Here is an 11,575-nt window from a genome sequence, read left to right as displayed (position 1 = left end):
TGCGGATCAGTGGAACGTGCTGCCCGCGAGCATCCCGCCGTCGACGATGAATTCCGAACCCGTGCAATACGCGGATTCGTCGGACGCGAGGAACAGTACGAGGCTCGCCACCTCGTCGGGTTTGCCGATACGCGCGATCGGCAGCCCGCTGTAGATCGATGACGAATCGAAATCCGCGTATTCCGGCGGGCGTGCCATCACGGTGTCGATGCCGCCCGGATGGACCGAGTTCACGCGGATCCCGTAGCGGCCGAACTCGAGCGCGGCGGCCTTCGTCATCCCGCGCACCGCGAACTTGCTCGATACATACGCGCTGCCGCCGGCCACGCCTTCCATCCCGGCCGTCGACGACACGTTGACGATCGAGCCGCCACCCGCATCCTTCAGCGCGGCCAATGCCGATTTCATGCCGAGCCAGCAGCCGACCTGGTTCACGTCGATCACCTTGCGATAGTCGTCGAGCGAACAGGACTCGATCGGCACGAGCTTCAGGATCGCCGCGTTGTTCACGAGGATGTCCAGCCGCCCGAAATGCGCGAGCGTCGCATTGACGGCGGTGTGCCAGTCGCCTTCGTTCGTCACGTCGAGATGCTGGTAGCGCGCGGCGTCGCCGAGTTCGGCCGCGACGCGCCGGCCCGCGTCGTCCAGCACGTCGGCGATCACCACGCGTGCGCCCTCGGCGACGAACCGGCGTGCCTCCGCCTCGCCCTGGCCGCGGGCGCCGCCCGTGATCAGCGCTACCTTGCCTTCGAGTCGTTTCATCCTGTTTGCTCCTGTGAGTGAAGGGGGACGCGCGCGGGCCCGCTCAGGCGGCGGCCGACGCGTCGATGATGCGGACCGGATCGGCGCCGTCCCAGGTATGCGCTTCGGCGATGCCGTGCGCGATCATCGCGCGCATGCCTGCACCTTCGATTACTTCGACGCGCACGCCTGGATCGTCGGCGTCGTCGAGATAGGCGACGCGCGTGGCCGGGTTGTGCGCGTCGAACACCACGCGCAGCCCGCGTGCCGTAAGTTGCGCGACGGCGGCATCGAGATCGTCGACCACCCATGCGACGTGATGCAGGCCCGTGAGCAGTTGTCCGTGCGCATCGCGGTACGGCGACGGCGCGTCGTTCGTCACGTGGATCAGTTCGATCTGCAGATCGGCGCGATACGCGAGCCCGACGTCCATCGTGACCGTCGTCGCTTCGCCGAAGCAGCGGCCGTCGAGCCGCACGTTGCGGAACACGGTCCATGGGCCGACATCGTGGCGGGCGCGCCAGCGCGCGATGCTGCGGTCGAGATCGGCGACCACATAGCCGATCTGGTCGATGGGGCCGAGGATAGGGGCGTTCATGGTGTCTCCGTGGCGGGCGCGAGCGGGCGCGGCGCCGTTTCGTGCGGCAATCGGCGCGCGATGAATGACGGTCATGATGGCAACAAAGGCGGTGCGGCGTGCCGTCCAAACGGACTAGCTGCACGCTATGCGGACGGCCCTGGGCGCTGCATCGCTGACGACGGATTTGCGTACAGGGCAGGACGAGCGAGGAAGGCGAGGAAAGCGAGGAAGGCGAGGAAGGCGAGGAAGGCGAGGAAGGCGAGGAAGGCGAGGAAGGCGAGGAAGGCGCGGAAAGCGCGGAAAGCGCGGAAAGCGCGGAAGCAGGAAAGCGGCAAGCGGCAAGCGGAGAAGCAGGGAAGCAGGGAAGCAGGGAAGCAGCAAAGCAGGGCGGAGCCGAAGCTGACGAAGCGCGTAAACCGGACGAGATCGACCGGCGTCGCGCTCGCGTACAACGTTGCCGTGATGGTGTTCGGCGGTTTCGCGCCGTTCATCGTCACATGGCCGACGCGTGCGAGCGGGTCGCCCGTCGCGCCCGCGTGGTACGTGCTGTTCGCCGCGTCGTTCGGGCTGGCCGCGAGCGTGTTCATGCACGACGGCGCGCCGTGCGTGCTCGCGCGCCGGCAGTTCTCGGGCGAGCCGCTGAGCGCCAAATAGTCGTTCGCCATTCGGGGCGATCAGCCATCGGCCCGGGCGGCATGCGGCGTATCGGCGCCGCCGATGGTTAGCATCGCGGACAGCGGCCTACCGGGGCCGCCGCCCGCTCGTTACGCTTGCGCAATCATCCACTCTGTCCGGAAGGTCGCCATGTCCCGGCTCGACTACACGCTGCTCGGCCCCTGCCTGCTCGCCATCGCGATCGACGCGATGGGGTTCGGGCTCGTCTACCCGATGATGTCCGCGATCTTCAGCGATCCGCACGCGGGCATCCTGCCGGCCGACGCCGGCGAACACGCGCGCAATTTCTACCTCGGTGTCGGCTACGGGATCTATCCGCTCTGCATGTTCTTCGGCTCGTCGCTGATGGGCGAGTTGTCGGACCGTTACGGCCGCCGCCGGATCCTGCTGCTGTGCGTGCTCGGCCTTGCTGCCGGCTACGCGCTGATGGCCGCCGGCGCGTGGCACGGGAGCGTCGCGCTGTTGCTGGCCGGCCGCGGGCTCACCGGTTTGATGGCAGGCTGCCAGGGCATCGCGCAGGCGGCCATCACCGACCTGAGCACGCCCGGGAACAAGGCGTACAACATGAGCATCATGTCGCTCGCGTTCAGCGCCGGCGTGATCGTCGGCCCCGTGCTCGGCGGCGTCACGTCCGACCGGACGATCTCGCCGCTGTTCGACTACGGCACGCCGTTCGTGCTCGTCGCCGCGCTGTCGCTCGTGTGCGCGTTCTGGACCTCGGCGTCGTATCGCGACACGGCCGCGCCGCGCAGCGACACGCGCATCGATCCGCTGCTGCCGCTGCGGATCATCGGGGAAGCCGCACGTCAGCGCAACGTCGCGTTCCTGTCGGTGGTGTTCTTCCTGATGCAGGTCGGCTATGGACTCTACCTGCAGACCATCATGCTGCTGCTGCAGGCGAAGTTCGGCTATACGAGCGCGCGGCTCGGGCTGTTCAGCGGCGTGATCGGCATCTGCTTCGTGTTCGGCCTGCTGTTCGTCGTGCGGCTGATGCTGCGCGTGTGGCGTGTGGTCGACATCGCGAAGACGGGCCTGCTCGTCGCGGGCCTCGGCCAGATCGCGTCGGCACTGTTTCCGCACGAGCCGGTGCTGTGGGTGCTCGCGATGGTGGTCGGCTGTTTCGACATGGTCGCCTACACGACCATGTATACGGCGTTTTCCGATGCCGTCAGCGAGGACCGGCAGGGCTGGGTGCTCGGCGTCGCGGGCTCGGTGATGGCCGTCGCATGGGTCGTGACGGGCGCGCTGACGAACCTGCTGCCGGTATTCGGCGAGAGCGGGCTGCTGCTGATCGGCGGCGCGGGCTTCCTGCTCAGCTTCGTGATGATGGTGGGCTACGGGCGCAAGCAGGCCGGCGGGCGCACGGCCGCGCTATCGTAGACGGTTGCGCGCAGGTTGGCCCGATCCTGTCGGACGTTGTCCTGCGGGCCGCTGTCGCGCGTGACCGCGCGGCCCGGCACTGGCGCCTCGCGGTCACGACGGGTCAGCCCACGGCGGCAATCTGGCGCGGGGCCGCGTGCGGCGACGTGCTGACGACCGGGCAGGTGCTCGCGCTCGATGTCGCACGACGCATGCGTGGCCGGTGCGCTGGCCGCGTTCAAGCGTGCGAAGCGGTCGGCCGCGCATCGGCGCGCGGCCCGCCCGGTCAGAACATCGTGTTCCCGTTCGCGGCTTTTTCGGGCACCGGCTGGATCACGTCCCAGTGCTCGACGATCTTGCCATCCTTCACGCGGAAGATGTCGACCACCGCTTCGCCGCGATCGCCCGGGCGCTCGGTCGCATGCACGTGCAGATAGACGAGGTCGCCGTCGGTCGCGCTGCGGACGATCTGCGCGCGCGATTGGGGGGTCTTCTGGAACGCGCCGACGAAGTACGACACGAACGGCTTCTTGCCGTCGGGCACGTGCGGGTTGTGCTGCTTGTAGTCGTCGGCGACGACGGCGGCAGCCTCGAGCGCTTCGTGCTTGTTGAAGAAGCGGTCGTAGAACGTCAGCACGAGCTGGCGGTTGGCTTCCTCGGCGGCCAGGTCGCGCGCGGCCGGGCCGGCGGCCGGCGCGGCGGTCGATGCGGCAAGCAGGACGAACGCGGCAACGGTGCGGACGGGCGAGCGGAGCGATGACATGCGGCAGGTTCCTTGTCTGGAGATGCGTGGACGGACGCGCGGTGCGTGGTGTGCGACTGCGGATGACGCCGATCGTCGTCATCGGCGGCGACGGGGTGCCGGTGGTGCGCGTGCGCATGCTTCGTAGAACTGGCAAGTCCGCTCGGCCATCGAGTCGATCGAATGGTACAGTTGCCGCGAACCCGTCACAAGAAGTCACCGCGGTGTGAACAGGTCACACCGCGGTGACCGTGCATTGCCCGTGAAAGAGAATCCCGTCATGTCGTTTCCGTCCGCCGACGAATCCGTCGAACTCGATCAGCCGTGCCCGATCCGCGATGTGCTCGACCGCATCGGCGACCAGTGGAGCCTGCTCGTGCTCGAGGCGCTGTCCGGCGGCACGATGCGTTTCAACGAACTCGCCCGTGCGATCGGCGACGTGTCGAAGCAGATGCTGTCGCGCACGCTCAAGCGGCTCGAGCAGGACGGCTTCGTCAGCCGCACGCTGTATGCGGAGGTGCCGCCGCGCGTCGAATATGCGTTGACGGACCTCGGGCGTTCGTTCCTGACGCCGATGCACGCGGTGATCCGCTGGGCCGACGAACATCATCGTGCGATTTGCGCGGCCCGTCGCCGCGCGCGCGAGCAGGAAAGCAGCGGGCGTTGAGCAGCGTGCGTCGTGTGGTCGCGTGACGACCGGCGACAGGATGCGTGCGTTGCGGCAGCAACAGATGATTTCGTTATCCGAACGTTTCGAGGGCGCTGCTTTCGCGTGCGGTGTCGCGAAGGGCGCAACGCACGCGTGGCGATCGGCGTTTGAGGGGGGCCGACGACCGTCGTGACCGGGGCGAGCGCGATCGGCATCCGCCCGGTCGGTCAGCTCGAATGCAGACAGGGCGGCGTGTCGATCGGCAAGGGCGCGGAAGCGGCGGCTTCGCGCCGAGCCACGGCCGCCGCGGACGACTTAACGCCAGGTGCCGTCGACGTAGACCCACACTTGACCCTGGCGCCGCCAGTATCCAGGTACCCACCTGCGCCCGGGGCGGCGGGCGACCCAGCGTCCGGACACCCATATATAGTGGCCGCGCTGCCAGCGCCAGTAGCCGTCGGTCCAGACATAGCCGTGCGGCCGTGGAGGCGGCGGCCGGCGATCATGCCGCGGTGCAGGCGGCGCGAAGCCCGGGCGATCGGAATAAGGCGGCCTGCCGTGGCCGGGAGGCGGTCCCGGCCGCCGGTACCCGGGTGGGGCGGGCTGGGCCGAGGCGGTACGCAGCCAGCCGCCGGTGGCGGCGAAGGCGGCGGTCAGTCCGACGGCGCGCAGCAACGAGCGTCGATTCATGGCGGGTCCTCTATATATGTTGTCAGAGCCGCCTTACATTAGCCTGCCGGTCCCGGAGCCGGGTTACGCGGGCCGTTAAGGCTGTTACCGCATGTCACGGCGGCCCGGCGGCACCCGGGGTGCCGCCGCCGATCTCCCCGTTGCAGTTGGCGCCGACGGCCAATGGGGTCGGCTACGGCCGCGCGGCCGAATGTTTACCGTTCAGTCGCTGCGTTTTAGGCGGCCAGGCCCAACATTTGAGATTGTTTTGGGTAAAAATTACCGTTTTCGTGTGGTTCCATCGATTCCGTTTGTTGTTTCTATGCAACCGTCAAGACGATGACACGAAAGAATGGTGGGATGAAAGCCTCCAAAAAACATCCGTCAATAGGTCAAAAAAAGACGTTAAAACAAATACTTATAACGCGTCCCCACTTTCATTATTTCTAGTTCTGGAAAAGCTTATTTCTTTATTTGCAGATCGCGCCCCTAGGGTACACCCCTAAACTCACGGTTCCCAAACGGGCAACTATCCGGGCGCGGCCAGAAGGACCGATGGCGCTCCCGGGCGGTTGCAGACCGTTTATGAACAAGGTCGCGAGACCTGCCTCTTTTTAGAAGGGAGCTCCACGAATGAACAAGACTCTGATCGTTGCAGCAGCTGCAGCATCGTTCGCTACCGTCGCTCACGCGCAAAGCAGCGTCACGCTGTACGGCGTGCTGGACGCAGGCATCACCTACCAAAGCAACGTCCAGAACGCAGCTGGCCAAGGCAAGTCGCTGTGGTCGATGGGTTCGGGCATTGACCAGAGCCGCTTCGGTCTGCGTGGTTCGGAAGACCTCGGTGGCGGCCTGAAGGCAATCTTCACGTTGGAAAGCGGCTTCAACATCGGCAACGGCAAGTTCGCGAACAACAACGGCATGTTCAACCGCCAGGCTTTCGTCGGCCTGTCGAGCCAGTACGGCACGGTTACGCTGGGTAAGCAGTACGACTCCGTCCAGGACTACCTGGCACCGCTGACCGCAACGGGCTCGTGGGGCGGTACGTACTTCGCTCACCCGTTCAACAACGACAACCTGAGCACGAACGGCGGCTACTCGGCTAACAACACGATCAAGTTCGCAAGCGCGAACTACGCTGGCCTGCAATTCGGCGGCACGTACTCGTTCTCGAACAGCACGAACTTCGGCAACAACCGTGCTTACAGCGGCGGCGTGTCGTACCAGTACCAAGGCCTGAAGCTGGGTGCAGCTTACTCGCAAGCGAACAACCCGAACAACAACGGCACGGGCGCAGTTGACTCGTCGTCGGCTCTGTTCAACGGCCAAGGCCGCCTGCGCACGTACGGCGCGGCTGCTGCATACGCATTCGGCCCGGCGCAAGTTGGCGCAGCATGGACGCAATCGCGTGTCGACAACCAAGCTAACGGCGCGGCTACGTTCCACGCTGACAACTACGAAGTCAACGCGAAGTACAACCTGACGCCGGCTCTGGGCCTGGGCGCAGCGTACACGTACACGAACGCGAAGGTTGCTGGCGAAAGCACGCACTGGAACCAGTTCGGCCTGCAAGCTGACTACTCGCTGTCGAAGCGCACCGACGTCTACGCACAAGCTGTGTACCAGCGCGCTGCGAAGAACGGCGTTGGCGCATCGATCTACAACGGCGACGTCAACACGCTGCCGAGCTCGTCGATCAACCAAACCGCAGCAACGGTTGGTCTGCGTCACCGCTTCTAAGCGTGACGGCTGGGTAACCAGCTTCGCAGTATCGAAAAAGGCGCCTTCGGGCGCCTTTTTTTTCGCCCGCCGCATCGGCGATGCGGGCTGCGATGGCGCTGCGTATCGTCCGGCCGCAAAAAAAGCGAGGCGCTGAGCCTCGCTTTTTGCTCGGTGTGCCGACGTGTGCGCTGCCGGCCGGCAGCATCAGCGCGTGTATTCGCCGTTGGCTTCCGGCTGGAACACGATCGCGGCGACCTTCATCAGCCTTTCGGCGCCGCTCGGCTGCAGCACTTTCACCAGCTGACCGCGTTGCGTGCCGAGCAGCGCCATGCCGACCGGCGAGAACACGTTCAGGCGGCCGAGCTCGAGATTGGCGGCGTCCGGATAAACAATCGTCCAGGTGGCCTGTTCCTGGGTCGCTTCGTCGAGCAGTGTGATCTGCGAGTTCATCGTGACGACGTTTGCCTTGATGGCGTCCGGTTGCACGATGTCTGCGCGCTCGAGCAGCGTGTCGAGCATCGTCTGGAAGCGCGGGTTGTGTTCGGCGTGCTTCTCGAGGCGAGCAACGTCGAGTTCGGTCAACTGGTAAAGGCGTTGTTTCATGGCAGTTCTCCAAATGATCGGCATGGGGCAGGCGGGGCGTGCCTATGGGGATCGCCCGGAGCCTGTCTGACCTGGCTCCGGGAAGGAGACCGAGCCGTCAGATCAGGCGCCGGGCAGGCGCGAGCGGCGCCTGGGCCGTGCGTCGAGCGAGGGGGTGCGCCGGCTGGCCGGCGCGCACGCGCACGCCGACCAGGCCAGGCGGCGAAACCGGAACGAGCATGGGCGCGTGCATGGTGAATGGGGTATCGGAAGGTGAATAAAACCTTACGATTCTACAACACAACCTTCCGGATCGGTGCTTCGGCTGTCGGCCTTTCGTCAGGCATTGTTGTGAAAATGATTTAAGTAATAGCGATCGCGCACGGTGACAGCGGTCGATTTTTTCCGAAAATGCAACGCTGTATGTTCAAACCAAGGGTTTCCCCTTGGTATCGCCAGCACTACACTTGATCCATCGCTTCAGACAGTCCCGCCGGGAGCGACGTCAAAAGAGAACACATTTCGGAGGTCCACCATGAAGTCGATCATCTACGCAGCGATCGCTGCATCCGTTCTTGCCGCCCCGATCGCATCGTTCGCACAGTCCGAGCAGGGCTTGACTCGCGACCAGGTTCGGGCCGAGCTCGTGCAACTCGAACAGAACGGCTACAAGCCGCTCGCGAGCGATTCGCAATATCCGGACAACGTCCAGGCCGCGGAACAACGGATCCAGCCGAACCAGCCGATGCTCGCCCAAGCCGATACGAGCGGTTATGGTGCGGTGGCGACGGGCGCAGGCCAGTCGGGCCGCCGCATGACGCATGAAGCCGCGAATCCCGTGAACTCCGTCTACTTCGGCAACTGAACATTCCCGGGTCTGCCCGAGCACAGCATGTGACCGACGGGACGCGCGCCGCTTGCGCGCGTCTGCGTCAGCAGAGCAGAACCTCCGTCGCCGCATTCCGGCGGCTTTTCCGCCCAGACGCTCGCGCGTTTGGGCCTTTTTCGCTGGGACGGATCAGGCGGACGTGACCGTCGGGGTGCCGTGGATATAGTGTTCCAGTTGGCTGATCGTGAATTGCTGGTCGGCAATCACGCTCTTCACGAGGTCGCCGATCGAGATCAGGCCGATCAGCTTGCCGTCCTGGATGACGGGCAGGTGGCGCATCCGGTGCTCGGTCATCAGTGCCATGCACTCGTCGGTGGATTGCGACGGTTCGACGTAGCGCACCTTGGCCGTCATGATTTCCTCGACGCGGGTGGCTTTCGACGAACGGTCCTGCAGCACGACCTTGCGCGCGTAGTCGCGCTCGGTGACGATGCCCGCGATGTCGTCGCCGTCCATGACCAGCAATGCGCCGATTCCCTTTTCCGCCATCAGCTTGATGGCGTCATAGACGAAATCGGCTTTCTTGACGGTGTAGATCGTGCGGCCGGAATCCGGCTTGGCTTTGAGAATTTGCGCGACAGTCGTGCTCATTTGCTTTCTCCGTGTGCGGGACGATGCAGGGAAGGCAGGGCGTGATGCGCGGCACCCGACGGGCCCAGTATAGCCGGGCCTGCTGCGGCAGTCGCGTGACGTTTCCAGATTAGCGGTAAACTCCGGTCACGCACTATCCACACAACTCCTACATTCCAGATCGTTTCGATTGAATTCATGATGTCTTCGCGTCCCCAATCGCCCACGCAGGGCAATGGCCAGGCAGACGAGTGCGTGACGCTCGTCGCCACCGCGTCGCTGCCCACGCGCTACGGTACGTTCACGTCGTACGCTTTCCGCGTATCGGGCAGCGATGCCGAACATCTTGCGCTCGTGATGGGCGACGTCACCGGCGAGCAGTCCGTGCTCACGCGGCTGCATTCCGAATGCCTGACCGGCGACGTGTTCGGCTCCTTCCGCTGCGATTGCGGCGAGCAGCTCGATCTCGCGCTGCGCTACATCGCGGCGGAAGATCGCGGTGTGCTGCTGTATCTGCGCGGCCACGAGGGGCGCGGCATCGGCCTGAGCAACAAGATTCGCGCATATGCGCTGCAGGAGCAGGGGCGCGACACCGTCGAGGCGAATCTCGACCTCGGCCTGCCCGACGACGCTCGCGAATACGATTCGGCCGCCGCGATCCTGCGGATCCTCGGCGTGACGTCGGTGCGGCTGATGAGCAATAACCCGAAGAAGTTCGACACGCTCGTGAAGCACGGCATTCCCGTGTGTGAACGCGTGGCGCTCGCAGTGCCCGTGCGCGAGGAAAACGAGCGTTACATCCGGACCAAGCAGGTCAAGTTCGGGCATTACTTCGAAGAGAACGAGTAATCGCGTTCGACGCGTGGGCGCCCGATCGGGCGTCGCGCTCATTCCGTGAACGCCGGACGGGACGATGCGTCCCGCTGCATTCGATTCCCGTCGCCGGTTCTCGCGACTGTCGCCGCTGGTTGCCGGCGCAGCTGACGAGCGCGATTGCTTCGTCCCTCCGCTTCGCCTTCGAGCTCGCTCCTGCGTTACGAGAACGGTGTACGCGGCCCGACGCACCCCATGCCTTCTGCACCTCCCGATCACGGTTGATCCGCCATTGAAGATAGAAACCGAACGTTTGACGTTGCGTCGCTGGCGGCCGGGCGATGCCGGTGCGCTGGTTGCGATGCACGCGGATCCCGATGTGACCGCGTGGCTGGCGCGTGGCCCGATGTCCTTCGATGAGGCGGAGGCCGTCATCGCACGCTTCGAAGCGCATTTCGACGCGCACGGTTTCGGTGTGTGGGCGATCGAGCGCCGTGCGGATGGCGCGCTGATCGGGCTCTGCGGGTTGTCGCGTGAAGTTCGTGACGAGCATCCGATGGCGCCGTGCGTCGAGATCATGTGGCGCCAGGCCCGCACATCGTGGGGGCATGGCCATGTCGCGGAAGCGGCCGCTGCGGTATTGGTCGACGGGTTCGGCCGCGTGGGGCTCGGCGAGATCTTTGCATGGACGGCTGCTGCCAACCAGCGATCGCAGCGTGTTGCGCAGCAACTCGGGATGGCGCGGCAACCGATGCGCGATTTCGAGCATCCTGCGTTGCCGCCGGGGCATGCGCTGCGACCGCATGTGGTGTTTGTCGCGCACGCAACTCCCGTTCGTCCGGATGACTACGTCGGCGCGTAACGCGCCCCGGGCACGCGGCCGTTAATGCCGCCTCGCGTTCTGCAGCACGATGCGGTAGCCGTCGGCGTCCTCGAACGTCTGTCCTGACGCATTCCAATATGGATTGAACGATGTCGCCCGCATGAAGCCGTGCGCGACTGCGCGTGCGTACGCGGCTTCCCATGCCGGGCGGTCGGGAAGATAGAAGACGATCAGGTCTTCGGGGCGGCGACGGGGCGACCGGATGCGCCGGACAGTGCGTGAATTCAAAGTGGTAATCGAGTCCTTCGCGTCCCAGTATCACGCCGGAGAAACCGTCGTGATCGTCGAAGCGCGCGAGCACTGCTGGCTCGAATGCGTCGCGGTACATGTGCTCGGTTCTGGCGAGGTCGGCGACGGGGCGCGCGATGCGCAGGTGGGCGTGCATGACGATGTCGGCTAGGGGGGGCGATTTGTCGATGCCGCCGGGCAGGCGCGGGCGCGCTGCTGGCAGGGGGGGGGCTTTGATGTGTCCCTGATAAATTATCGCAGACAAGAAAAAGCCCGCTACTGGAGCGGGCTGAATCCATGTTTGGAGACATGGAGGAGACGGATGTAACTTTAAGGGAAAACCCGAGGGATGGCAAGCCCTAGTTGCAATTGTGCAACGCAGCGCCGCCGGCTTTTCTGACCAGGCTGGTGCTGCACGCCATCCAGCTGTCGCGGGCGTTCCACCGTGTCGTGCCGAACAGCCGCCGCACCGT

Annotated in this window: 12 protein-coding genes and 2 pseudogenes; 7 read left to right on the top strand and 7 right to left on the bottom strand. The window is 65.1% G+C overall.

What is annotated here, in order from left to right; translation table 11 throughout:
• Positions 1-6: 6 nt before the first annotated feature.
• Together DIE04_RS02550 and DIE04_RS02545 are read right to left on the bottom strand one after the other, a co-directional pair.
• Positions 7-762 (bottom strand): glucose 1-dehydrogenase, encoded by a 756-nt coding sequence (locus DIE04_RS02550; protein WP_124488201.1) that lies wholly within the window; start codon positions 760-762, stop codon positions 7-9.
• Between the two features lie 43 nt (positions 763-805).
• Complete coding sequence (locus DIE04_RS02545) at positions 806-1,339, bottom strand: VOC family protein (RefSeq protein WP_124521849.1); 534 nt, start codon at positions 1,337-1,339, stop codon at positions 806-808.
• 399 nt (positions 1,340-1,738) lie between these two features.
• Between DIE04_RS02545 and DIE04_RS30000 the strand changes: the two are divergent.
• A pseudogene (locus tag DIE04_RS30000) lies at positions 1,739-1,975 on the top strand (MFS transporter); the annotation flags it as partial.
• Between the two features lie 150 nt (positions 1,976-2,125).
• Positions 2,126-3,376, top strand: coding sequence for an MFS transporter (locus DIE04_RS02535; RefSeq protein WP_124521848.1), 1,251 nt, complete (start codon positions 2,126-2,128; stop codon positions 3,374-3,376).
• Positions 3,377-3,641: 265 nt separating this feature from the next.
• On the opposite strand, the gene DIE04_RS02530 is transcribed toward DIE04_RS02535, so the two are convergent.
• Positions 3,642-4,118, bottom strand: coding sequence for a nuclear transport factor 2 family protein (locus DIE04_RS02530; RefSeq protein ID WP_124521846.1), 477 nt, complete (start codon positions 4,116-4,118; stop codon positions 3,642-3,644).
• Between the two features lie 259 nt (positions 4,119-4,377).
• Between DIE04_RS02530 and DIE04_RS02525 the strand changes: the two genes are divergently transcribed.
• Positions 4,378-4,764: a helix-turn-helix domain-containing protein gene (locus DIE04_RS02525; protein ID WP_124521845.1), complete on the top strand. Its 387-nt coding sequence runs from the start codon at positions 4,378-4,380 to the stop codon at positions 4,762-4,764.
• 297 nt (positions 4,765-5,061) lie between these two features.
• On the opposite strand, the gene DIE04_RS02520 is transcribed toward DIE04_RS02525, so the two are convergent.
• A complete protein-coding gene (locus DIE04_RS02520; protein WP_124521844.1) occupies positions 5,062-5,436 on the bottom strand; it encodes a YXWGXW repeat-containing protein in 375 nt (124 codons plus the stop codon).
• 612 nt (positions 5,437-6,048) lie between these two features.
• On the opposite strand from DIE04_RS02520, the gene DIE04_RS02510 reads away from it, so the two are divergent.
• On the top strand, positions 6,049-7,155 hold the full coding sequence (locus tag DIE04_RS02510) for a porin (RefSeq protein WP_044846708.1): 1,107 nt from the start codon (positions 6,049-6,051) through the stop codon (positions 7,153-7,155).
• Positions 7,156-7,341: 186 nt separating this feature from the next.
• Here the strand turns inward: DIE04_RS02510 and DIE04_RS02505 are convergent, their stop codons facing one another.
• Entirely contained in the window at positions 7,342-7,740 is a 399-nt protein-coding gene (locus DIE04_RS02505; RefSeq protein WP_044846709.1) for a GreA/GreB family elongation factor, read from the bottom strand.
• 514 nt (positions 7,741-8,254) lie between these two features.
• Between DIE04_RS02505 and DIE04_RS02500 the strand changes: the two genes are divergently transcribed.
• On the top strand, positions 8,255-8,584 hold the full coding sequence (locus DIE04_RS02500) for a DUF4148 domain-containing protein (RefSeq protein ID WP_124521840.1): 330 nt from the start codon (positions 8,255-8,257) through the stop codon (positions 8,582-8,584).
• 153 nt (positions 8,585-8,737) lie between these two features.
• Here the strand turns inward: DIE04_RS02500 and DIE04_RS02495 are convergent, their stop codons facing one another.
• On the bottom strand, positions 8,738-9,199 hold the full coding sequence (locus DIE04_RS02495) for a CBS domain-containing protein (protein WP_044846711.1): 462 nt from the start codon (positions 9,197-9,199) through the stop codon (positions 8,738-8,740).
• A gap of 177 nt (positions 9,200-9,376) precedes the next feature.
• Here DIE04_RS02495 and ribA point away from each other — a divergent pair, with 177 nt between their 5' ends.
• Together ribA and DIE04_RS02485 are read left to right on the top strand one after the other, a co-directional pair.
• Positions 9,377-10,027: a GTP cyclohydrolase II gene (gene ribA / locus DIE04_RS02490; RefSeq protein WP_044846712.1), complete on the top strand. Its 651-nt coding sequence runs from the start codon at positions 9,377-9,379 to the stop codon at positions 10,025-10,027.
• A gap of 256 nt (positions 10,028-10,283) precedes the next feature.
• The gene (locus tag DIE04_RS02485; RefSeq protein WP_124488194.1) at positions 10,284-10,853 is read left to right on the top strand and encodes a GNAT family N-acetyltransferase; all 570 of its coding nucleotides are present in this window, start codon (positions 10,284-10,286) and stop codon (positions 10,851-10,853) included.
• A 21-nt stretch (positions 10,854-10,874) separates the two neighbouring features.
• Here the strand turns inward: DIE04_RS02485 and DIE04_RS30280 are convergent.
• Positions 10,875-11,259, bottom strand: a pseudogene (locus tag DIE04_RS30280) (VOC family protein).
• Between the last annotated feature and the right edge of the window lie 316 nt (positions 11,260-11,575).

It is taken from the genome of Burkholderia sp. Bp8994 (assembly GCF_003853805.1).
GTDB lineage: Bacteria > Pseudomonadota > Gammaproteobacteria > Burkholderiales > Burkholderiaceae > Burkholderia.
The sequence above is the reverse complement of the archived record's forward strand: the minus strand, read 5'-3'. Positions and strand labels throughout refer to the sequence as shown.

Excerpts from the sequence above, each read along its gene's own strand:
- DIE04_RS02550 (WP_124488201.1), bottom strand. The coding sequence starts at position 762 with ATGAAACGACTCGAAGGCAAGGTAGCGCTGATCACGGGCGGCGCCCGC.
- DIE04_RS02545 (WP_124521849.1), bottom strand. The coding sequence starts at position 1,339 with ATGAACGCCCCTATCCTCGGCCCCATCGACCAGATCGGCTATGTGGTC.
- DIE04_RS02535 (WP_124521848.1), top strand. The coding sequence starts at position 2,126 with ATGTCCCGGCTCGACTACACGCTGCTCGGCCCCTGCCTGCTCGCCATC.
- DIE04_RS02530 (WP_124521846.1), bottom strand. The coding sequence starts at position 4,118 with ATGTCATCGCTCCGCTCGCCCGTCCGCACCGTTGCCGCGTTCGTCCTG.
- DIE04_RS02525 (WP_124521845.1), top strand. The coding sequence starts at position 4,378 with ATGTCGTTTCCGTCCGCCGACGAATCCGTCGAACTCGATCAGCCGTGC.
- DIE04_RS02520 (WP_124521844.1), bottom strand. The coding sequence starts at position 5,436 with ATGAATCGACGCTCGTTGCTGCGCGCCGTCGGACTGACCGCCGCCTTC.
- DIE04_RS02510 (WP_044846708.1), top strand. The coding sequence starts at position 6,049 with ATGAACAAGACTCTGATCGTTGCAGCAGCTGCAGCATCGTTCGCTACC.
- DIE04_RS02505 (WP_044846709.1), bottom strand. The coding sequence starts at position 7,740 with ATGAAACAACGCCTTTACCAGTTGACCGAACTCGACGTTGCTCGCCTC.
- DIE04_RS02500 (WP_124521840.1), top strand. The coding sequence starts at position 8,255 with ATGAAGTCGATCATCTACGCAGCGATCGCTGCATCCGTTCTTGCCGCC.
- DIE04_RS02495 (WP_044846711.1), bottom strand. The coding sequence starts at position 9,199 with ATGAGCACGACTGTCGCGCAAATTCTCAAAGCCAAGCCGGATTCCGGC.
- ribA (WP_044846712.1), top strand. The coding sequence starts at position 9,377 with ATGATGTCTTCGCGTCCCCAATCGCCCACGCAGGGCAATGGCCAGGCA.